Origin of the sequence: Paenibacillus sp. W4I10, from assembly GCF_030816325.1 — a bacterium.
GTDB lineage: Bacteria > Bacillota > Bacilli > Paenibacillales > Paenibacillaceae > Paenibacillus > Paenibacillus amylolyticus_B.
This window is the reverse complement of record NZ_JAUSXX010000001.1, coordinates 4896704-4919200: the sequence shown is the minus strand read 5'-3', so window position 1 is coordinate 4919200 and position 22497 is coordinate 4896704. Positions and strand designations below refer to the sequence as shown.

17 protein-coding genes and 1 riboswitch are annotated in these 22497 nt (G+C 46.9%); of the genes, 7 read left to right on the top strand and 10 right to left on the bottom strand.

The window, feature by feature from the left end; genetic code table 11:
* The first annotated feature begins 1 nt into the window (after position 1).
* Positions 2-194, top strand: a riboswitch (cobalamin riboswitch).
* A 718-nt stretch (positions 195-912) separates the two neighbouring features.
* The 6 genes from QF049_RS22175 to QF049_RS22150 all read right to left on the bottom strand — a co-directional run bounded on the left by QF049_RS22175 (position 913) and on the right by QF049_RS22150 (position 5334).
* On the bottom strand, positions 913-1644 hold the full coding sequence (locus QF049_RS22175) for a hypothetical protein (protein ID WP_373428285.1): 732 nt from the start codon (positions 1642-1644) through the stop codon (positions 913-915).
* Positions 1645-1798: 154 nt separating this feature from the next.
* Positions 1799-2128 (bottom strand): chaperone CsaA, encoded by a 330-nt coding sequence (csaA, locus tag QF049_RS22170; RefSeq protein WP_307540633.1) that lies wholly within the window; start codon positions 2126-2128, stop codon positions 1799-1801.
* Between the two features lie 112 nt (positions 2129-2240).
* Positions 2241-2873 carry a uridine kinase gene (gene udk / locus QF049_RS22165; protein WP_036616377.1) on the bottom strand — a complete coding sequence of 211 codons (633 nt, stop codon included), beginning with the start codon at positions 2871-2873 and terminating at the stop codon, positions 2241-2243.
* Between the two features lie 201 nt (positions 2874-3074).
* On the bottom strand, positions 3075-3656 hold the full coding sequence (locus QF049_RS22160) for a VanZ family protein (protein ID WP_307540630.1): 582 nt from the start codon (positions 3654-3656) through the stop codon (positions 3075-3077).
* Between the two features lie 33 nt (positions 3657-3689).
* On the bottom strand, positions 3690-4814 hold the full coding sequence (locus QF049_RS22155) for a DUF4179 domain-containing protein (protein ID WP_307540628.1): 1125 nt from the start codon (positions 4812-4814) through the stop codon (positions 3690-3692).
* Entirely contained in the window at positions 4798-5334 is a 537-nt protein-coding gene (locus QF049_RS22150) for a sigma-70 family RNA polymerase sigma factor (RefSeq protein ID WP_307540626.1), read from the bottom strand. The genes QF049_RS22155 and QF049_RS22150 overlap by 17 nt, the downstream gene beginning before the upstream one ends.
* A gap of 338 nt (positions 5335-5672) precedes the next feature.
* On the opposite strand from QF049_RS22150, the gene QF049_RS22145 reads away from it, so the two are divergent.
* The 4 genes from QF049_RS22145 to QF049_RS22130 all read left to right on the top strand — a co-directional run bounded on the left by QF049_RS22145 (position 5673) and on the right by QF049_RS22130 (position 11051).
* Positions 5673-6509 carry a PRD domain-containing protein gene (locus QF049_RS22145; RefSeq protein ID WP_036616378.1) on the top strand — a complete coding sequence of 279 codons (837 nt, stop codon included), beginning with the start codon at positions 5673-5675 and terminating at the stop codon, positions 6507-6509.
* A 138-nt stretch (positions 6510-6647) separates the two neighbouring features.
* Complete coding sequence (locus QF049_RS22140; RefSeq protein ID WP_307540622.1) at positions 6648-8576, top strand: beta-glucoside-specific PTS transporter subunit IIABC; 1929 nt, start codon at positions 6648-6650, stop codon at positions 8574-8576.
* 51 nt (positions 8577-8627) lie between these two features.
* Positions 8628-10085, top strand: coding sequence for a glycoside hydrolase family 1 protein (locus QF049_RS22135; protein WP_307540620.1), 1458 nt, complete (start codon positions 8628-8630; stop codon positions 10083-10085).
* A gap of 6 nt (positions 10086-10091) precedes the next feature.
* A complete protein-coding gene (locus QF049_RS22130; protein WP_307540618.1) occupies positions 10092-11051 on the top strand; it encodes a 2-keto-3-deoxygluconate permease in 960 nt (319 codons plus the stop codon).
* A gap of 67 nt (positions 11052-11118) precedes the next feature.
* On the opposite strand, the gene QF049_RS22125 is transcribed toward QF049_RS22130, so the two are convergent.
* Positions 11119-11802: a type 1 glutamine amidotransferase domain-containing protein gene (locus QF049_RS22125; RefSeq protein ID WP_076329657.1), complete on the bottom strand. Its 684-nt coding sequence runs from the start codon at positions 11800-11802 to the stop codon at positions 11119-11121.
* Positions 11803-12185: 383 nt separating this feature from the next.
* Between QF049_RS22125 and QF049_RS22120 the strand changes: the two genes are divergently transcribed.
* On the top strand, positions 12186-12644 hold the full coding sequence (locus QF049_RS22120) for a hypothetical protein (RefSeq protein WP_307540616.1): 459 nt from the start codon (positions 12186-12188) through the stop codon (positions 12642-12644).
* Between the two features lie 91 nt (positions 12645-12735).
* On the opposite strand, the gene QF049_RS22115 is transcribed toward QF049_RS22120, so the two are convergent.
* Positions 12736-15756, bottom strand: a complete 3021-nt coding sequence (locus QF049_RS22115; RefSeq protein WP_307543379.1) for a DEAD/DEAH box helicase — start codon at positions 15754-15756, stop codon at positions 12736-12738.
* 5 nt (positions 15757-15761) lie between these two features.
* Positions 15762-17519 carry an SWIM zinc finger family protein gene (locus QF049_RS22110; protein WP_307540614.1) on the bottom strand — a complete coding sequence of 586 codons (1758 nt, stop codon included), beginning with the start codon at positions 17517-17519 and terminating at the stop codon, positions 15762-15764.
* Positions 17520-17820: 301 nt separating this feature from the next.
* Here QF049_RS22110 and QF049_RS22105 point away from each other — a divergent pair, with 301 nt between their 5' ends.
* Complete coding sequence (locus QF049_RS22105; protein WP_307540612.1) at positions 17821-18639, top strand: endonuclease/exonuclease/phosphatase family protein; 819 nt, start codon at positions 17821-17823, stop codon at positions 18637-18639.
* Between the two features lie 163 nt (positions 18640-18802).
* On the opposite strand, the gene QF049_RS22100 is transcribed toward QF049_RS22105, so the two are convergent.
* Positions 18803-19630, bottom strand: coding sequence for a methyl-accepting chemotaxis protein (locus QF049_RS22100; protein ID WP_124118247.1), 828 nt, complete (start codon positions 19628-19630; stop codon positions 18803-18805).
* Between the two features lie 367 nt (positions 19631-19997).
* Here QF049_RS22100 and QF049_RS22095 point away from each other — a divergent pair, with 367 nt between their 5' ends.
* Positions 19998-22241: a glycoside hydrolase family 88/105 protein gene (locus tag QF049_RS22095; protein ID WP_307543377.1), complete on the top strand. Its 2244-nt coding sequence runs from the start codon at positions 19998-20000 to the stop codon at positions 22239-22241.
* Positions 22242-22497 lie beyond the last annotated feature (256 nt).

Sequence of the window (22497 nt, the reverse complement as noted above, 5' to 3'; positions counted from 1 at the left end):
AATTGAATATGTGGAACTTGGTGCTTTGCCCGTCAGGGTGGAAGCTTAATAGGGAAGTCCGGTGTAATACCGGCGCGGTCCCGCCACTGTAACAGAGGAGTCAGGTAGCGATAATCCACTGGTTTAGACCGGGAAGGAGCTGCAAGTGACGATGATTCTGGAGCCAGGAGACCTGCCAGATTTAACAAACACAGTAGTACCTTACGGGAGATAGGAAGGTGTTTAGAGAGCATGATTTTTTCTGAAAATCTGTTTATCTAAGGCATCCTCATCCAGAAACACGGAGAGGGACGCCTTTTTTGATAGAATTTATAAGTTTTCAGCGGAGCTGTGGACGAAGAACATCATGGCACATACATACAGTTGTGGGGAAGGACGTTAGAGCACTTGAGCAGATATATCGTTAAACGATTATTACAACTAGTAGTCGTATTGTTCGGCATCACGTTCCTGCTAACCTACCCGTCTCCTGGAGAAAGTCTGTCAGGATAATACTGATGTGCGGGTTTTCGTTATAGTCTAAGTAAGGTTATAAAAAGAGAATGATGCAAGAAGGGTTACCCCAGAAGTCCATAGATGACTTTCAGGATAACCCTTTTGTTGTATAACAGGTATGTTGTGTGTAGTTGGAACTTGATACAGCAATACAGCAATAGCTTGTGAAAGCTTTATTGTATGTGGTTCAGTGCACCTATGTCATTCAGTACACCATAGTTTTGCGCAGGCTGTATAGTACTTAGTCTGGCACTTCATGGCTATTTCATCATACAATTATTGATTGCTTCATTGGGTGATTATCACTATAAGGACAGTCAGTCTTATTTTGGAGAGGTACTCCGCATATAGACTCTTCTGCCCATATGTGGTTGGCTACATCTGCTTAGCCAGTCGTACTGACATGAGAGATTCAAACTATTGTGGTACTTGGGATTGGAAGTCGTTCCGGTTGGACTGATCAGCATGGTAAAAGACAATATCGCCATCCTTCAGAGGCCAGGTTCTGCCGTGACTGTCTGTTGGCGTTTTGTTGGAACCTTCCATCTGCCATTGATTCATCAGCGGTGCATGAATGTATTGCAAATGGGGTGCTTCTGTATTTCCATTTCGCAGGCTCTCCATGTTGAAGTTGACCACGATATAACCATTTTTCAGAAAAACATTCGATTTCTCATCCAGCTGATTTTGTCGGGCGAGGGGTTCAAGATCCGTACCTTTTGGTACGGCATATACATCGGCCGGCAAGCTGTACTCCCCGTACCAACGCTGGATTGCTGCATTGGCCCGGTCCACGTTGACCCCGGAAGGAATGTCCGTTTTAGGTCCAATGAGTGTCCGAATCGGAGCGGACAGGATCATCCAGTCATAACGACCTACCCATGTTTTTTGATGAGATGTCTGATCGACTAGGCGAACCATATGTTCTGCCAACGTACGCTGGCTGCGTTCTTCCGCTGTCAGTTCATAAGTATACTGATAACGCGCTGTATCGCCTAACTCTGTACCGGGTACATTTCGAAGACGTGAGTTAAGGACAACAGAGCGTTTCTCCAGATCCTGAGCCGATCCGATACGGATTAGGCGTTCCTGGCCTCGATGGTAGTACAGATCCACTTCTTGCCGCGAGGACCCGTCTCCAAAAAACACAAAAAAAGGCCACAAATCCGCAGATTCATAGCCTTATGCTTTAAGGTCTCCAACATATGTAGTTCCATCAATAGTCAATTCAATAATCAATAAATCAAGAATACTCGATTTCCAAACATTTGAAAAGCCCATATTCTTTTTACTCAAAATAAAGTCAGGCTATCGGTGTTCCATTAGGTAATGGGCTATCCGGTGAGAGCAAGACAACATCGCCTTCACCAGGCACGCCGCCAAGCACAAGTACTTCAGAGACAAAACCGGCAATCCGCCGAGGTGGGAAATTAACTACAGCAACGACCTGTTTGCCAATGATCATGTCAGGCGTGTATCGCTGAGTAATCTGAGCACTGGAGCGCTTAAGACCAAGTGGTCCGAAGTCAATCGTCATTTTAATAGCGGGTATGCGAGCCTTGGGGAAGGGTTCGGCTTCCACCACGGTACCAACCCGGATGTCATGCTGCATGAACTCTTCTAAAGTAGCCATAGGGGTAGATCTCCTTTCAACTATTGGGGACTATTATAAATGAAAAATCAACAAAAAATCCAGATTACGCTGTATCGTAACCTGGATTTCTGTTGTGTTGCATTGCAGCAAATTAAGCGCCGTTCCAATTTTCCCCGGTGAGGTATTTCTCAGTGAGGATGGATAACATCTGAATACCTACTTCATTATGTCCGCCTTCTGGAATAATGATATCAGCATACTTTTTGGATGGCTCGATAAAAGCATCGTGCATTGGTTTTACCGTTTCGAGGTATTGTTTGTACACGGATTGGATCGTGCGTCCGCGCTCTTCAATATCCCGCAGGACTCTCCGTAGAATCCGAACATCGGAATCAGTATCAACAAATACTTTGATGTCCATCAGACTGCGAAGATGTTCATCAATCAGCACATGCAATCCTTCTACAATGACAATATGGTTCGGTGCCAGTTCAACCGTCTCATTGGCAGCACGGTTATCTATGGTGAAGTCATATACGGGAGCATACGCCGCTTGGCCTTTTTTCAACAGGGTGAGATGCTCAATCAACAGATCATTATCGAATGCAAACGGGTGATCGTAATTGGTGAGTCGGCGTTGCTCAGGTGTGAGCTGCGACTGGTCTTTGTAATAATTGTCTTGGGATATAAACGTAACTTTAGCTGATCCCAGACGGTCTATGACGGAGCGAGCTACCGTCGTTTTACCGGAGCCGGTTCCTCCGGCGATACCAATAATGAGCATGGTTGTTCCATAAGCCTCCCTAAAATGGCAGCATGATGAATGGATAAAAGCGCATCAGAAATCCTTCGTTCATGGCCTTTATCCACATGTCTGTCTCTGAATACACAATTCTTTCATTGTACCATAGCAGGCGACTTTTTTCATCTTGGTGTATGGACCATGTTTTGCCTTCAAGGGGCGTTATGCATGCTCATATTCATTTTACTGTATATCTTTGGATGATACTCCCTGTGGTGACTCCCACAGCGTCATGAGGCGCTGTCCGATGGAACTTTTTGTAAACAGATTCAGGATGACAATACCAAGTACACTTCCCGTTGTATTGGCTATTATATCGTTCAGATCGGTACTGCGACCGTTGCCCAAGGTTACTCGGAGCAGCAACTGTGTTATTTCAATAAGGATACTTAAAGCCAATCCCGCTAATGCTGCTGTTTGCATCGAATGAATCCAAGGCTTTATGAAAGGAAGCATGAACCCCAGTGGCATAAACAACACAATGTTGAGGAGAAAGCTTGGTGCATCTGCAGTCAGAAGCGGAATCCATTGAATGCTCTGATACCATGGGGTCTGATTGGCATAGATTCCGATGTTCACGTCGATAGGGAAAAATACAAAGTGCATAACGCCCAACATATATATGGCAAATGCGAGCATCGACACATAATGTCTTACCGTATACCTGGTTTTGCTCACCCTGACATGGAGCAACAGGGCGAGCAGGATCAGAACGATTAATGGACCAAGTACGATGGGAGATGAGATTGAATATTGGATGGACATGGGATGGCTCCTTCACAAGGAAATGAGATCAGGCTATTGAAGCTGAATCTTCATTTCCATTCCCTTGATGAATTGTGTATCTTTAACCTCTTCAGCGAAGTCATCCTTGATCTCGAAAGGTTTCACTATCAGGTATTTCACATCTTTGGAAGTCGTAGCATACATGCGTTCGGATGTTATTTGGTTTCCCTCATAGATGCCCTCGCCGCTAAGTGAGGTCAGTTGCCGCCCTTGATCATCATAGACGGCAAATCCGATGTGACTCAGCTGTTCCTGCTCTTTTGCCGTAAGAGTACTCTTATCGTTCAAACTGATAACAGTAGTTAGACGAGTAGTGACAGGGGTAACCACAGCTTCCGTAACAGCGGCAGTATACAGATCGTTGGTCATGGCTGTGTTGGGCAGAACCTGATGAATGTTTTCTGTTGATTTGGCAAATGGAACCGTCAGCTCGAACTCATGATCGATGCCCTGCAACGTCAATTGAACTTGAGCGTCGAACTGATCCGGCCAATGTGCCGTTCCCTGATCGGAGGAAATGACCTGCTCAAAGAGCAGTGTATTTGGCTGCGTTTCTCCTACCGAACTATAGAACAGTCCACTATTCGAAAGGGACCCATCGACTTTGAAAAAGACATTCTCAATTCCGCTGCTCAGTTTCACGATGTCCTTGCCATTGTCATATTCGCCTTGATTCAGATTAGGCGCAGTGAAATGAACCAGAAACGCAGCACGGGTACCATCATATACCGCTTCAAGCACTTCCAGCTTCACATCCTGGTAAGCGACCTTGCTGTTAACAGGGGTAGTCAAGCCTTCGTTGCCCGCCGTTCGCAGACCCATATCGGCTTCTATCGAGCTGAAGAGGCTGCCCACGAGTGGGATGTTGCGCAAGGAGGCGGCCATGGCCGGTGATACAAAGCCGGATGCAAATACGGTCACGCCCAATACTCCGGCTGCGATCGTCGCAGCTGCAGCCTTGTGCCATCGCTTGTTCCGGCGACTGGAGCGCAAAGTTTGTTCGGTTTTCAATGTGTTTGGGGACGCCGGCAGAGAATCCAGTGTGGCATCAATCCGGTTACGCACAAGTTCAGACATCAGAGGACGCTCCTTCGCTTGGTTCTTTAATTCCTGATCGATATTAAACGGGTTTGACATGTAAGTTTACCTCCCGAAAATTTTTGAATTTCTGATATAACTCCTGCCTTGCCCGAGTAAGTCTCATTTTCACTGCACTTTCGGAAATATTGAGGGCATCGGCGACTTGACGGAGAGACAGGTCTTCAAAATAATGCAAAACGACTACAATTCGTTTCGATTCCTCCAGACGGTCTACCGCTTCTCGCATATCGACCTCATCATAGGGACTGGAATGCTCCCGCTTTTCTGAAGGTACCTCCGCAAAAGCGGTGGAGAGAGAGCGGCGGGACAGCATCGTGTTGCATTCATTGATGAGGATGCGAAACAGCCAGGTTTTGAAATACCGGGGTTCCCGGAGTGTATGCACCGATTTGTATGCGTTCAGGATTGTCTCCTGAATGGCATCGGCCACGTCCTCCTCTTTTCGCAGCATGGATTTTGCCGTATTGTACAAAGAGTTTTCAATGTCTCGAATAAGCCGGATAAAGGCTTCACGATCTCCTTGGATGGCCTGGTTAACGAGATCGGTTGAACCCATGGATAACAGCTCCTTTCGTATTGGAGGGATTAAGCCAGCACATGGCTGGTTTTTATATGAATTAGACTGGCGGGTAGGGCATATGGTCACATTTTCTTTTTGTAGTTTTAAAAAAGGGCGTTGTTATATATGACGTATCAGGTCTCTGCGTTCCCTTCAATGATAAGATTGGATGATTTTTCCCTAAGATTGGATGATTGACTTTTTCTAAAACAGCACTATAATAAACTTATATTCATAACACGGACTGTTACTGGGGAAACCAGGCATGACCGAATTCGATTGCTTTACTGTAATCGCTTTCGGTCTTTTTTTATTTTTGTTGGGGGGTGAGAACATTGAAGGTTATCAAGAAAGTAAACAATAACGTAGCCATCGCTATTAATGAACATAACGAAGAGGTTTTTGTCGTAGGCAAGGGTGTAGGATTTCTGAAAACGCCCTATGAGCTGACGGAGACGGACTTGGTGGAGAAAATATTTGTAGCACCAAAGAACATCCGTATGTATGACCTGCTGAACAGTATTCCGATTGAGGATATTTATCTCGCGGAGGAAGTCATCAAGCTGGGCAGTCAGATCCTGAATAAAACATTTAACCCGAATCTGCTTCTCACCCTGTCCGACCATATCAGTTTTGCATTAACCCGAACCAGAGAAGGTATCCGTATCAAAAATCCGCTGGAATGGGAAGTGCGGACACTCTATCCGGACGAGACCCGGGTGGGGGAGGCTGCGCTGAAGCTGATTCAGGAAAAAACGGATATCGCTTTGCCAACAGCCGAAACAACACTGATCGCATTACATTTTGTTAATGCACAGGTGGGCTCTGGTGAGATGACGGATACCACCAAGGTAACCACAGTTACGGGCGAGATCCTATCCGTGATCAAATATGCGCTCAAAATTGATTTCCAGGAGGATTCCATTCATTTCATGCGCTTTGCCACACATATCCGGTATTTCATTCTGAGGCAGATGAGCGGTAAGTCGCTCAAAGATGAGAATGAATCGCTTTTCCTGATGGTGAAGGAGAAGTTTCCGAAAGAACTCGCTTGTGTGGAGAAGATTGCTGATTTCCTGAAAAATAATTATGGCTGGACCTGTTCGGATGATGAAAAATTATATTTGATCTTGCATATTCAACGATTGATCTCAAATGAACCAACGGAATGAACCAGTGAAGGAACTAACCGAATAATCCATATTGGACTGTTACTGATTCGATCAGGCATGACCAAGCGTAGGGAATGACGATTCCCCGGCTTGGTCATTTTTTATATATCCATTTTATTCATGTAGAGGAGAAGGGTCATGAACAACAAAGACTTGGCTAAAAACGTACTTGATCTCGTTGGCGGCGAGCAAAATATATCGGGTCTGACACACTGTGCAACCCGTTTGAGATTCGTATTGAAGGATGATAACAAAGCAGATCTCAAAGCGTTGGATCAGCTTGAAGGCGTGCTCAAGGCACAAAATTCCGGTGGACAGGTTCAGGTTGTTATCGGTGCCAAAGTAGACGCGGTATACAGTGAAGTGAAGAATCTAACTTCTGACAAGATTGGCGAGCTTACGGAGTCTACAGACAGTGGACCGAAAAAGAGACGTAACCCCATCAATGTCGTGCTTGAGACCATCGCAGGTATATTCACGCCTGTTCTGCCAGCACTTGTTGGTTGCGGTATGATCAAGTGTTTGGCCACTGTTATAACTGCAATGGGTTACCTGGAAGGCTCCGGTTTCCTGACGATCATTAATATGATCGGGGACTGCATTTTCTACTTCATGCCATTCTTCCTGGCTGTTAGTGCAGCAAACCGTTTCAAAACCAATCCCTACTTGGCGGTAGCTCTTGCTGCGGGATTAATGCATCCAACCATTTTGAACGCTGCGGCTCAGATTGCTGAGACGGGTGTAAACAGTATTGATTTTCTCGGCATGCCGATTCTGTTGATGAAATATTCTTCTTCCGTCATTCCAATCATTCTGGCGGTGTGGATTATGAGTTATGTGTATCCAATCGTCAATCGAGTGATTCCCAAGTTTCTACAGGTCCTGCTTACTCCAATGATTGTTTTGTTCATTATGATTCCACTGGAATTAATCGTGCTTGGTCCAGTAGGGTCATATATCGGTGACTGGTTGACCAATGGCATTAACTCTTTGTTCTCAACCGCAGGTGTTCTTGCTGGTGCGATTCTTGGATTTTTCAAACCGATTATGGTCATGTTCGGTATGCACTATGCCATCATGCCTATTCAGGTTCAACAAGTGGCTACACTGGGTGCAACCGTGCTGTTACCAACGGCACTGGCAGCGAATTTGGCTCAGGCTGGAGCAGCCTTCGGTGTGTTTGTACTGACGAAGAGTAAAACGATGAAATCAGCGGCTGCTTCAAGTGGATTCACCGCTTTGTTCGGGATTACCGAGCCGGCGATCTATGGTGTAACGCTGAAATACAAACGTCCATTTTTCGCAGGTTGTCTGGCAGGCGGATTAGTCGGTGGATTCTACAGCTTGGTGCATACCACAGCGAATGCCATTTCACTTCCAGGTGTATTGGCAATTGGCACGTATACCTCTGATCGTTACATGTATGTCGTTATTGGTTGTATTGCCGCAGTTGTACTCGGCTTTGTGTTCACGCTGTTGGCGGGCATCAAGGAAGATACAGATGGAAGTAAATCGAAGCAGCAAGCTACGAATAAAGTAAATAGCAATCAAACAGTCGTTGCCACAGAGGTGACTCCGGCGTCCGTATCATCACAGACATCCACTTCTTCTGACATGCTTATCGTTAGTCCAATGACAGGGGAGATCAAACCGATCTCTGAAGTGGACGATCAGGCATTTGCTCAAGAGTTGATGGGTAAAGGCATTGCGATTCTTCCAACAGATGGCAAGGTATATGCTCCCTTTGACGGAGTAGTCGAGGCGCTCTATCGTACCAAACATGCTATCGGATTGAAGGCGGCTAATGGTGTCGAGATCCTCATTCATATCGGGGTGGATACCGTCAGCCTCAAAGGCAAATATTTTACCGCCCATATCGAACAGGGACAGACAATCAAGGCTGGCGATTTATTGGTGGAGTTTGATCCAGAAGGTATTACGACAGCAGGTTATAACACCATTACATCTATTGTTGTTACCAACATGCAACAGTATGGGGACGTACTGACTACAGCGACCAGCGGCCCGATCCGGGAGAGTGAAGCGTTGATCAAGCTAATCCCCTGAAACCTTAAATAAGACCATTTAAATAACACGTAATAACAGGAGGAAACTAAAATGAAAAATTCCAATTTTCCAAAAGATTTTTTATGGGGCGGTGCACTGTCTGCCTGTCAGGCCGAGGGAGCTTATAATGTGGACGGCAAGAGTCTGACCATTCCAGAAGTGATGAAATTTAACGAGAAGAACGACCGTAAAGTGACCAAGCAGATCAGGGTGAATTGGGAGATGATTGAAGAGGCGAGGAATGACCCGGATACCGTGAAATATCCGAAGCGCCGGGGGATCGATTTTTATCATAACTTCCGTGAGGATATCGCCTTGTTTGCCGAGATGGGCTTCAAAGTATTCCGTTATTCCATTTCATGGGCTAGAGTATTTCCAGGTGGCGACGATGCCGCTCCTAATGAAAAGGCATTAGAGTTCTATGATCAAGTTATTGATGAATGTCTTAAACAAGGTATGGAGCCCCTGATCACCATCAGTCACTTTGACACGCCAATTGTGCTGATGGACAAGTTCGGAGGATGGTATAACCGCAAGCTAATTGATCTGTATGTGAACTATTGTGATGTGTTGTTCAATCGCTACAAGGGCAAAGTGAAATATTGGGTGACGTTCAACGAGATCAACATGAGCGTGAAAGCATCGGCCAAAACGCTGGGAATCATTGATTATGATGCTCCGAATTATGAGGAGATGCTGTTTCAGGGGTTGCATCACCAATTTGTAGCTGCGTCCAGAGCAACCAAGATGGCCCATGAGATTGATCCGAATAACCAGATCGGAAGTATGGTCGCTTATTTTACAACGTACCCGTACACATGCAAGCCGGAGGATGCACTTCAGATGCAGCAGGATGATCAGATGAAGAATCAATTTTATCTCGATGTGCTTAATAAAGGCGAGTACCCTTACTATAGTAAAACGTATTTCAAAAACAAGGAGATCCAGTTGAACATCGAGGATGGAGATCTGGATAGCATTCGCGCACATACGGCTGATTTCGTGGGGATGTCATATTACAACTCGATGATTTCCAGCAGTGATACGGAGCAGCTCGAACTAACGGCAGGCAATGTACACAGTGTATATAAAAACCCGCATCTGCCCGCTAACGAGTGGGGTTGGCAGATTGATCCGATTGGCCTGCGTTATACGCTTAATCTCGTCTATGATCGGTATCAAAAACCTGTCTTCATTCTGGAGAACAGCTCAGGCTTCTACGACAAGCTGAATGAGGACGGAACGATCAACGATCCCTACCGGATTGATTTCCTGAGCAAACATATCGAACAGATGGGACTCGCCATTGCTGATGGGGTCGAGGTGTTGGGGTACACGATGTGGGGGCCAATCGACATGATCAGTTCAGGGACTTCCGAGATGAGCAAACGGTACGGGTTTATCTACGTGGATCAGGATGACTATGGCAATGGTACGCTGAAAAGATATCGGAAGGATTCGTTCTTCTGGTATCAGAATGTGATCCGCACCAACGGAGCAGAACTGTAACGAACCATGAACATTCTGGGTCGTATCAAAAAAATCCCAGGCGGCTTGCTGATCGTTCCTATGCTGGCCGCCGCGGTTATCAACACGATGTTTCCATCTTTTTTTCAGATCGGAGATCCAACAACAGCGCTGTTCACATCGAAAGGTACCATGGTGCTGATCGGTATGATTTTACTGATATCTGGAATACAGCTTAACTTGTCACAGCTTCTGGTGACTTTGAAGAGAGCAGGGGTGCTCTGTATTTCACGTATCCTCATCAGCTGCCTGTTCGGATGGGCGTTTGTACATTTTTTTGGCATAAGTGGGGTCGGGGGAGTTTCTGCGGTAGCCTTCATTGCCGTTCTGACCAGTTGTAATCCGGGATTATATCTGGCCCTGATGAACACATATGGAGATGATGTGGATCGTGCTGCGTTTGGCATTCTGAATCTGATCGCCGTACCGGTTATTCCGGTTATGATATTGAATTCGGCTAGCGGTGTTGGTATTGATTATCTCAGTGTACTTGCTACGCTAGTACCTTTTTTCATCGGCATACTTCTTGGTAATCTGGATAGTAACATACAGAAGATGTTCGCTCCGGGAACACTGATTCTGCTTCCTTTTCTAGGTACCAGTTTCGGGTCCAACATTGATCTGCGTATTGCATTTCAGTCTAGTTTATCCGGTTTATTGGTCACGGTGTTATTTTTACTGATCTGCATGCTGCCGCTCATTGGAATCGATCGCACGATATTAAGACGGCCCGGTTACGCAGCGGCTGCGACATGTTCGGTTGCTGGATTGTCCATGGTGGTACCATCGATGGCTGCCGGGTTCAATCCAGCGTATGCGCCTTATGTGGACACAGCTATCGCTCAGATTGCGTTTGCCGTGATCCTGACGTCGGTGACCGTACCTTATATCGTGAAGCGTCTGGCCGGAGGAACAGCGACGGAAGCTTCTGCATCAACAAATCACTAGAAAAAACAGCCCGTGTTCTGTCAGATTATGACGGATCACGTGCTGTTTTGCTTTGTACATCTATATTTTACAGACCAAGCAATTGTTTAACACTTTCAGCTACAGCTTTGCTGGATTGCGGATTCTGTCCTGTGACCACACGGCCATCTGTTGTGACATAGGAGCTGAAGGCAGCCGCTTTATCGTATTGTGCAGCACGTTCTCTCAAAGCATCTTCCAACAGGAAAGGAACATACTCGGTTTGTTGAGCCAATGTTTCTTCTTCATTCGTGAAGCCGGAAACGGTTTTGTCGTTGATTAAGAGCAGACCATTGGACAGCTTCACGTTCAACAGAGCTGTAACCCCGTGGCACACGCCGGATACAACGCCGCCTTTTTCATAGATTTCACGAGAAAGCTCTTGAAGTTCGGCATTGTCCGGGAAATCCCACATTGTACCGTGACCCCCTGTGAAATAGATCGCATCATAATCGCTTGCATTCACTTCGCTGGGTTTCAACGTATTTTTCAATTGGTTCATGAACGTTTCGTTCTCGAAATAGGCTTTGGTGCTCTCATCCAGAGAATCGCCGAGACTTTTCGGATCAAGAGGTACGTTACCACCTTTAGGGCTAACCAGATCGATCTGAACATTGTCATTATGGTCAAACTCTTCAATAAAGTGAGTTGCTTCGCTCAGCCACAAGCCGGTAGGTTCGTCCTTCGTTGCGTATTTATCTACATTTGTTAGAACAACCAGTATCTTTTTCATATAAAAACCTCCCGTAAAGTGTATAACATTCATTTATATTAAATATTACAAAATTAAATTGTGTAAAATTTTTTATTAAACATAACATAACCATGTTCTAAAGTAAAATCATGAACGTATCTTCGATCTCCATTGTTACTTTCAAGCGTAGGAGTAAAGAACAATCTAGTATTAGTAAATATGCCCTTAAGAATGCACGTTTACTTATAATGTTCTTTTTAATTTACTCAATTTGTAAGCGGAGGTAGGCATGTGTAAGGGCTATCAAAATTATTTCAAATTTGATGTTAATTTGATTGAACAACTAGTTCTTTTGATTTAGAATGGCGGAAGATGCCAACATAAAACTGGTACATATTACATAGGGACTCGGAGGAACACAAATGAAACGTTCAGGTAAATTTTTCGCTTCAACAGCAGTTGCTGCTGTCGCTGCAGTCTCCATCGTCTCTTCAGCCTCAGCAAGCCCAATCTCTAACATCTCTAGCGTAACACCTATCAACATCAGCAGTATGGATATCGAAACGGCTTTGATGATGGTTCAGAGTGAACGCACCAAATTGTTGGATGCTCAACTGCAAACGCAAATTCAAGAGGTACAGAACCGCAATCAGCTGATCGCGGAGTTGAACTCTCAATTGCAGGTAGCCCAGCAAAACGGAGATGAAGCAGCTGTTCAGAAGCTGAAAGGCCAAATTGATGCTGCGAGCAATTCCCAGCAGATGGACATGCTTCGTCTGCAGTCCATGTCCAACAAGCGTAATGAAGCATTTGATGTAATGACAAACTTTATCAAAAAAATGCAGGAATCAAGATCATCCATCATCGGTAACATGCGTTAAGAACGGATGATTAACTGCAACAATACAAAAAGAGCGGAGCCGGAATTTTAATTCCGAAACTTCGCTCTTTTGTATTTCTCTTCAATTCAAGTTAGCCCGACCAGTCACGACGCCGAGTGAACAGATCCTTCAACTCATCCGTCGACAATTCGGTAATCCAGTTCTCGGAGCTTGTGATGATGTTATCGCTGAGCTGCTGTTTGCTCTCCAACATCTCGTCGATTCGCTCCTCCAATGTGCCAAGAGAGATGAACTTATGCACCTGAACATCCTTGGTCTGACCCATCCGATAAGCACGGTCGGTAGCTTGATTCTCAACAGCCGGGTTCCACCAGCGGTCAAAGTGGAAGACATGATTGGCTGCGGTCAGATTCAATCCCACACCGCCAGCCTTGATGGACAGAATAAAGACGGATGGTTGCTTATCCTCAGGCAATGTACGGGATTGGAATTCCTCAATCATACGATCCCTTGCTGTCTTGGATGTGCCTCCGTGCAGGTAAAGCACAGGCTCTTGCAACTCCTGACGCAGTACCTGCTGCAGCATCTGTCCCATACCGATATATTGGGTGAAAATAAGGCATCGCTCGCCCTCGTCCCTTAATTCCCGGACAAGCTCCATCAGTCGTTCCAGCTTTGCGGAGCGGCTGATCAGCATCGCCATATCCTGCGGGCTGTACACGTCATAAGCAGATGTCAGTGCGCCGTCTTCGGGAAGTTCCTCCGGCAAAGCTTCTTTTGTCAGCAGCAGAGGGTGATCACACAACTGTTTAAGCTGGGTTAACGCCGATAGAATGGCACCTTTGCGCTTAATGCCTTCCAGCTCTTTCATTTTATCCATCAGGGCCTGCACGGATTGGTCATACAATGCACTTTGTTCGCCCGTAAGGTGAATATAGGTTTTCATCTCGTTTTTGTCCGGCAGATCGAGCTGGATATTGGGATCTTTTTTCTTACGGCGTAGCATGAATGGTTTCACCAATTGCTGCAGATCCTGCATCCGTTGCTCGTCCTTGTCTTTCTCAATGGCACTGATGAAGCGAGTCTGGAATGCCCGGGCGTTGCCCAGATATCCTGGATTGATAAAGTCATAGATCGACCACAGCTCGGACAACCGATTCTCGATCGGCGTACCTGTCATGGCAATGCGGTGTTTCGCAGGGAAGCTGCGGACAGCCAGCGACTGTTTGGTCTGGGCGTTTTTGATATTCTGTGCTTCATCGAGACAGATGCATGACCACGTATAGGTTTGTAACATCTCCTGATCCAGTGTAGCCGTAGCAAAGGACGTGATAATAATATCCACCTGCTCGGTCTGCTCCCGGAATTCTTCTCCACTTAATCGGCGTGCGCCATAATGCAGACTGACATGAATAGAGGGTGCAAAGCGGCTAATTTCCTTTTGCCAGTTGCCCAGTACGGAAGTTGGGCAGATCAGAAGTACCGGGGCTTGTCCCGGCTTACGTGGTTCATGATCCTTGATGTGTAACAGATACGTGATGAACTGAATGGTTTTCCCGAGACCCATATCATCGGCAAGACATGCCCCAAGGCCGAATCTGCGCAGGAAACCAAGCCATGCAAAACCTTCCTTCTGATAGGATCGCAGCTCGGCATGAAGCCCTGTCGGAATGGGCAGGGAAGGCGCGCCGCCTTGTCCGCCCCCGAGTTGTGCAATAACCCGGTTCAGGTGCTCATTCAGCTCTACTTCCAGCCTAATGTTCTGATCATCCTGTGGTTGCTGCTCTTCCTCGGTCTGTTGTCCTTCCTTCCATTTCTGGTTGCGATATTCCCTTTGCTCATTATGCAGCAGATGCAAGTGCAGAATATCCTGGAATGAGAGTCCCTGTTCCCGATCTACACCGCCCATGGCACGACGTATCTGTTCCAGCAGGTCGGGGTCAAGTGGAACCCATTCTCCACGGAAGCGAACCAATCGTTCATTACGGGCCACAAGATCGGCGAATTCATCTTCGCTGAGATCCGTGTCACCAATCGCAATTCGCCAGTCAAAATGAATAATCGAGTCCAGTCCAAAGAACGACTGTCCCCGCTCACTGCCTTCCTCCGGCTGCACCTTAGCACGCAGCTTTGGCTTCTTCTTACGGGCTGCTTCCCACCAACCAGGCAGCAGAACTTGCCAGCCCGCTGCGAGTAACCTGCCGCTATCCTGCGTCAGGAACTGCCAGGCTTCCTGATCTCCCAAAGGGTCACTCAGCACATCCCGCCTGCCGCTAATGGAGCTTCCGAGACGCGGCAAATGTGCACGCAGTTGATCCAGCCATCCGGCGGAGCGATCCAGAATGAACGGAGTCCATACCTCTGGCCATTCGCCTTCAAGCCGGCCCCGTGAATCCAGCATGACGGGCACCAATACAGCGGCATCCAGCTTATTCTGCAATACCAGTCGCAGCCGCCAAGATGGCTCATCCTCGTCCGGTTCCTGCAATTGCAGCATGGGTCTGAATGGTGCGGCATCTGCTTTCCAGCCAATGGATACGAGCCAGGACTGAGCATCCATCCCGGCTGTCTTGGGTAGAGTGCCGCGCTCTGGGAACAACTGCGGGAATTCACGTCGCAGATCGGTTGCCGCTTCCTCCGAACTGTACCAGCGCTGGAACACAAAGGCGGAGTAGGCCGCCCCAAGTCCTTCGGCATAACTCTCGTCGGTCTGTTGAATCGCCTTGGTAAGCGATGCCCGCTCCTGCTTTTTCAAGCTATCCGGGTCCCAGGTCCACTGAAGCTGTCCTGTACGGTAGGCCTCGAAGCTAGGTACGTATTTGCGTTTTTCGATAGATGCTGCGAGCGCGGGAGCTAGTCGAATCAGATATTCCGCTTGCTCGTCCCACTTCCATTCAATATGAAGCAGGGTATGCATTTCGGCAAAGAAGGGAATCACTTCTTCCGCAGGCAGAACAACCAGCTCAATCTCCTCAATCTGCCGAACTTCCAGTTCGGTACCGTAGAAGGAAGGTGCATGCCAAGCGAACAATCGCTGCTTAAGCGACTGTCCCGGTACAAAGTGGTGTGTGTTGAGTGCTCCGTAAAACAAAGCATCGCCATATCCGGTTAAAGCGACGTGAACCTCAATCGTTTCAGTGTATGGATGAATTAAGCTCATGAGATCAGTTTACCTTTCCGAAGCTCTTCCTGCAGGGCACGCAGCCGACTGTTACGAACGGCGAGTGTGGTGATGAACTGCTCCCAGTGCACTTCTTGCTTCAACTTTTTATAGATTTTGGACAGGCGTTTCAACAGCTTCACCGCGGCCTTGTATCCGTCCCTGTTCTTATGTCCGATATAACGCTCCACCGCCTGATGATAGAAGGGGAGCAGCAGTTCAGGTGCCTCTTTTTCAATCGGTTGCAGCACCGCTACGCGGAATTCGAGAGGCTCCGTCCCTGTACTTAGCTGAAAATCAATCCACCTGCGCCACTGCCCACGCGAATGCATGGCATCCTCATAGGCTGGGCGGGAGTGGGGGAGCATGCTGACAAGCGTGTCCCACATACGGTTCTCTGTATCGGGCAGATGTTGAATGGCCGTGTCCCACAGATGCATGTAATCATTCAAAGGTGTATTACGCCGATTCGCCAGAAGGGGGCCAAGTTGTACCAACCAATCCCCGAGCCTTTTCCATTCAGCCCAATCTGCGAGTACATGGAGAAAATGCAACAGATGTTCTGGCGGGAAACCGTAGGCCGAGCTTCCATGGATGAGTCGCTGCCATGCCTGATCATCTTGCCCTACATGGAAGTACATCCAGCTCTGCGCGAGTACCAGTGGTAAAGGCAGTGTCACTGCTTTGCTTGGTCTATCAATACTACTTTCATTACTCTGAGCGCTACCCAAGACACTCCCACCTGACTGGGAAGGTGGCGAAGCGGCGGTTATATTGCGTTCTATATCATCTAAGATGGCCTGTTCCGACACTAACATGTCCCGCGACCCTTGCAGCTCAGGTACGATCCAGTTCAACCACAGTTGTCGATAGATCGGAGTGAAGAACATCATGCTGGCTGTCTCAGGCATCATCTGTTTACGTAAATAAGCTGAGGTTTCAGACAGTCTGTTCCAAAGTTGTTCAAGCTTGTTTACCTTTAGACCCGACAGGTCTAGTGGATGGTTAAAGATCCGTTCAATGTCTTTCAGAAGTGCATCCACCGCGAGCTGGGCAGGGTAGCTCAAGTACACGGGGGTATGCGTAATTGAGTTACGAGCCGGCGGTATGCAGAATCGTATGAGGTGCAGCTGCACATGTAGTTCAAAAAGTTGGTCCATCGCAGCGGTCAGCCTTGGTTTAATGGCATATAACTCGTCCGTTGCTTCCTGCACGTAGGATGTGCTTGGTGTGCCTGTACCCAGCCGTCTCAGACAGGAGTGGAATAGCTCATGCCATTCCGAGATTTCGAGATCAGCAAGCTCTGTTGCACGTTCCTTGATCTGGCTGTATTGGTTGTCCGGAATGTCCAAATCCTGCTGTTCATCGGCATCTGTATAGCTGGATAGTCCTGAGGACATGGCACCGACGGGTTTAGTCGTTTGTTTGAGCGCAGTACTGGAGTGTGCATTCACAATCGCATGCACAGGTCGCTCCAGTTGCTCGGCATAACTCATCAATACAGCAGTCATATGTTTGCATACGGAACTCACCGGGCAGGTACAATGACTTGTAGTTAGGGACTGCATGCTTAGTGTGACCTCGTACTCTTCCGATCCTTGTACAACGGCCGAAATTCCTTGTTGTTCTGAATAGGTTAATGGTCCGACACGTTTCTGTTTATAATATTGGAATCCGCGCATGATCGTCAGGTTATTAAAATACTCCGCAACCTGCCTGATCAACTGTTGCCACTGCGCATCATCCATCCTCATGTTATTTGGTATGTTCATCATTCCATCTCCTGGGGTAAACATAGGTTCATTAATCACCACGTCTATGATGTGATGTTGTAAATTTGTTGTATCCATCATATCAGTTATGAGCCAATCCGTGCATGGGTTATGAAGAATTTGAAGTTATTTTAGACCAACTGGAATCAGGATGAACACGTCGGTTCTGCTGGCGGCCGACATGCAAGAATGCAACATATTGTGTATGCTTATGGTATGTATTCCTATCAGGAACGATGCAGGCCGGGGAAACGGCCATACTACACACAACAGGAGAGAGCATATGAAAATACTTACGTTAAACACACACGCCTGGGCGGAAGAGGATCAACTGAACAAGATCAGTCAACTGGCTGATTTTATTAATACACATCAATTTGATGTGATCTCCATGCAGGAGGTCAACCAATCCATGCAGGAAGCGGCGCTTTCTGAAGAAGAATTGAAGATGTATTATGCTACTGAATCCGACGCTGTGATTAAAAAAGACAACTATGCCTACGTCCTGCTTCAGCAGCTGACAGAGCAATATTACTGGACGTGGATTCCTGCGCATGTTGGGTTCCAAAAATATGACGAAGGACTGGCGATCCTTAGCCGGACGCCGATTAAGCAGGCTTTTGGGGAATACGTGTCCCACATGCGGGATTATAACAACTATCGTACACGCAAGATTGTGGGAATCCAGACGGTCGTCCAAGGTGAAGCAACCTGGTTTGTGAACGGACACTATAACTGGTGGGATGATGCGCAGGAACCTTTCAAGGGACAGTGGGAGTTGACGGAGAGCAAGCTTGCCCCCTACATGGACCAGCCGTTATATATAATGGGTGATTTTAATAATGTCGCGGAAGTGCGTGATGAAGGCTATGATTATATGATAAGCAAAGGCTGGAATGACCTGTACACCACAGCATTGCAAAAGGATGAAGGAGCAACCGTGGTGAAGGCCATTGCCGGCTGGGCAGATAACAAACGCGATCTGCGGATCGACTATATTTTCTCCAATCGTCCAATCCAAGCCAAGTCTTCCACCGTGGTCTTGAACGGTAAAAATGGACCGGTCGTGTCCGACCATTTTGGCGTAGCTGTAGAGATATAACAGCCATTTGACCATAAACCATAAAGGTGATATCACCGCAAATACGAAACAAAGCCTCCGCTGACTTCCTGCAAAGGGAAGTGGCCGGAGGCTTTTCACATTCTAAATCATTTTTCTATGTACATTTCATATCATTCTTTATTTCTGCTGTGGAACTGGACTGTTATTCGAGCGCCAGCATCTGATGTACGAACTTTTTCAGATTCGCGCTTGTCTCGCTAAGCTGTTCGATACTTTCCATGAACTCGGTAACAAGCTTGGCCTGATCCACTGTTGCGGTTGTAATCTGACCGATCTCCTGCTCCATATGTTTCATGGAATCTTGTACACTACCGAGGGATGTTTCGATATCAGCTGCTGCTTGTTTCGTATGATCCGACAGCTTGCGTACTTCACTGGCAACTACACCGAAGCCGGCTCCCTGATCGCCCACACGGGCTGCCTCTATCATGGCGTTTAGTCCAAGCAGATTGGTTTGTTCCGATACTTCACGAATGACGTTTGTTACTTTACTTACACTGACCGAGTTCTCTGAAGCTTTTTTGGAGTTGCGCAGAATCTCTTCCGAGGTCGCAGAGAGTTCTTCGGAATGTGCCGCAATCTGCTGAATGCCACCGACGAGCGCATTAATGGTTGTTTCATTTTCACGGATCAGCGTTTCCAGTGTCATGTGACTATCCAGTGCGTAGTTCACACCCAATATACCCACGACCTGATCGTTTTCCTTAATGGGAATAAGGATGGAGTCGAAAGGTCTGCCTTGCAGATCACCAGGCATACGTGCCACAGTACGCGTCTCCTTGTTGGTGAGCATTTTGAAATTTTTATAATCGTCATGCAGCTCATCTCCAACCTTCACGCCAATCTCCAGACTTTTTGCTTCGGAAAAATACAATACTTTCTCATGATCATTAATGGATATGGATATGTCGTCACGAAACATTTGGCTAACAAAAGGCATAGCATTTACCAGAGATTCAAGAGTATTCAATGTGCATCTTTCCTTCCCGATACAAAAAGCGGAATTTTTTAGCCTACTATCTATATCGGTAACGTTTTCTCGTTTTTAAACCATTGTTTAAATTTAAGTTAACCTAGAGAGAAAAGGTGACTAAATCCAATATAATTGTAAGCGCAATCAAAAATCTGTAGCCACCACAGAACATGTCAGTTATACTGGGATTATTATTCGGCTATTCAGAAGATAACCAAGGGACATACCTATTTCCCGGTAAGGGGATTACCCACCTAGGTTAAGCGCTATACTTTATTACTTATTAGTTTGGTGCTCCAGTGTGGATGGTATGAATGCTATGATATAAGACTTTATTTCAACGGGAGAAGGATGTGTGCCATCGATGACGACCTATTTCAGTGAACCACAAAGCATGTATTACCGATTTGGAGAAGATCAGGATCAGGTGCTGAAGGTGCTAGCCGAGAGGTATATTGGAGCCAATGCGCAGGCTGATTTTGTATATCGGGTATTCCAGAAGTCTGGTATTTTGCAAAATGAAAAAGGGCTTTATGATCTGAATTTAGGTAAACGCTTTCCTGACGCTCCCAAAGATCATATATCCTACGCAGCTGCGCTGGTCTGGGGGGACGAGGACCGGAATCTGGATGTGTTGGTCCGCTGTTATGGACCTGTGCGCTTCTATTTCAATGAGCAGTTGGCCTATCGCTCTACCGTAATGGATGAGATCAGTCCTGATGCAACGGTAAAGCTCAGCATCGATATCAAGCCCGGTTGGAACACCATTTGGCTGGAAATGAAAAATACCCCTGCCGGATTTGGCTGCCAGTTTGGCTCAGATGAGGGTAAAGTGCGTATTCTGAACGTATTTGCGCCGTTTCAGGAGAGACAGGGACAAGCGGGTTGGGTGTTCTCCCAACCGAACCGAACCGCGAGTAAACAACCGGACCTGCTTGGAAAAGAATCAGACTACAGCTTAAACTGGCTGCCTGAGACAGACTGGTCTGATGAAGATAAAACCAAGCCAGCTTTCGAACGAATATTCGGAAATCTTCCTGGAAAACATGCTTATGCTTGGACCCATCTGAACAATAACGATTCAACCGGGAATGCGGTGAGATTGTCAGGTCAATCCTCTGGTTCTCTGAGTATTTGGATTGGCGGCAAGTCTGTGGCGCAAGTGAAGGAAGCAGGTCCGTTCGAGGTGGATGTACCAGCCTCTTTTGGGCGGAGTGACCTGCTTGTGCGAATTGAATGCACCGAAACGGCAAAACCTTGGCATTTTAATTTGAATGCAACCGTTTCGGGTAAGCCACTTTCATTGGAACTTCCTCAGCGTGTGCACGGTGCTTCCAGAGAGTCTTGGTTATATGTCGGACCTTTTGAGTCGGAGGTTGAACCGGATTTGCAGGATCTGACTCGAACGGACCGAGTGTATCAAACGGGTCTAGAACAGACGTATTGGCGCTTAGATCGACCGGATGCTTGGATCAGACCTTATTATGAAAATGCCATGTTAAGCAACAAATGGACCGTGGGCAGTGTGACCAATTATGGCCGCTGGGATTATCCATTGGGTGTCACTGTATATGGTCTATTACGGACGGGGCGTTATTTGCAGAGACCGGACATTACACGTTATGCGGCTGAGCATGTGCAGGCATGTACCCAGATGTATGAGTACTCATTATGGGATCGGGAGCAGTATGGTTTCCCGGCTGTCAATCAACAATTGGTCATGCTGAAAATGCTGGATAACTGCGGTTCTTTTGGATCGGCCATGCTGGAAGCGTATTCAGAATGTCATGAACCAACGTTTCTTCCGATTGCTGAACGGATTGCAGATTTCATGCTTTCCCGCCTGGAGAGGCAGGAGGATGGTGCATTTTATCGCACATGTGTAGGGGAGTATGCCGAGAATACCATGTGGGCAGATGACCTCTATATGAGCACGCCGTTTCTCGTTCGTTATGCCCGGGTGACAGGCAACTCAGCCGCATTGGATGAAGCCGCCAGACAATTTTCACTGTATCGGAAGTATCTGTTTATGCCTGAGTTCAAGATCATGTCCCATGTGTATGATTTCAAATACGGACAGGCAACGCAGATTCCATGGGGACGGGGGAACGGCTGGACACTGTTTTCCCTGACGGAGGTACTGGAAGCTTTGCCGGCAGAGCATCCCGAGCGCCCAGCCTTAATAGATTTCTTTAATGAGCTGTGTGAAGGGTACGCAGCGCTTCAAGGGGAAAGCGGGTTGTGGCATCAGGTGTTGAATGTTCCGCAGACGTACGAAGAAGCCTCCTGCACGGCGATGTTTGCCTATGGTTTTGCGAGAGGTGTACGTTTTGGCTGGTTCAAAGACCCTGAAGTTTACGTCACAGCTGCCGAACGGGCTTGGAAGGGACTCATCTGCAAAGCGATTGATCGTCAAGGGAATGTCCATGGCGTGTGCAGCGGATCACGATATGCATTTACAGCAGAGTATTATGATCAGGACTTGCGTACCGTCACCAATGACAATCACGGAATAGGCATTATGATGCTGGCAGGAACCGAAGTGGCAAAAATGAAGAAACATCTGGCTGAGCACAGGGTGTCTTCACCTGCAGTCTCACATTCCTGACAGATTCGCAGGAAACACATTTTTATAGCTGAACATCGAGCTCGGACATTCCAGTGGCTCGTAGAAAGAAATGCCGTGATTAGATGTTCATACTTTTGTTCCATATCAGCCCAGTAACTTCTTCTCAATGTATCATGCATGTATACCCGTAATCATACCGATACGGGAACGGAACCGCCGGGAATATCATTCCTGGTGGTTTTTGATTCCTGTAACTCCTTACTTTTTTGACAGGAAAGCTTACTTTTGTTTATGT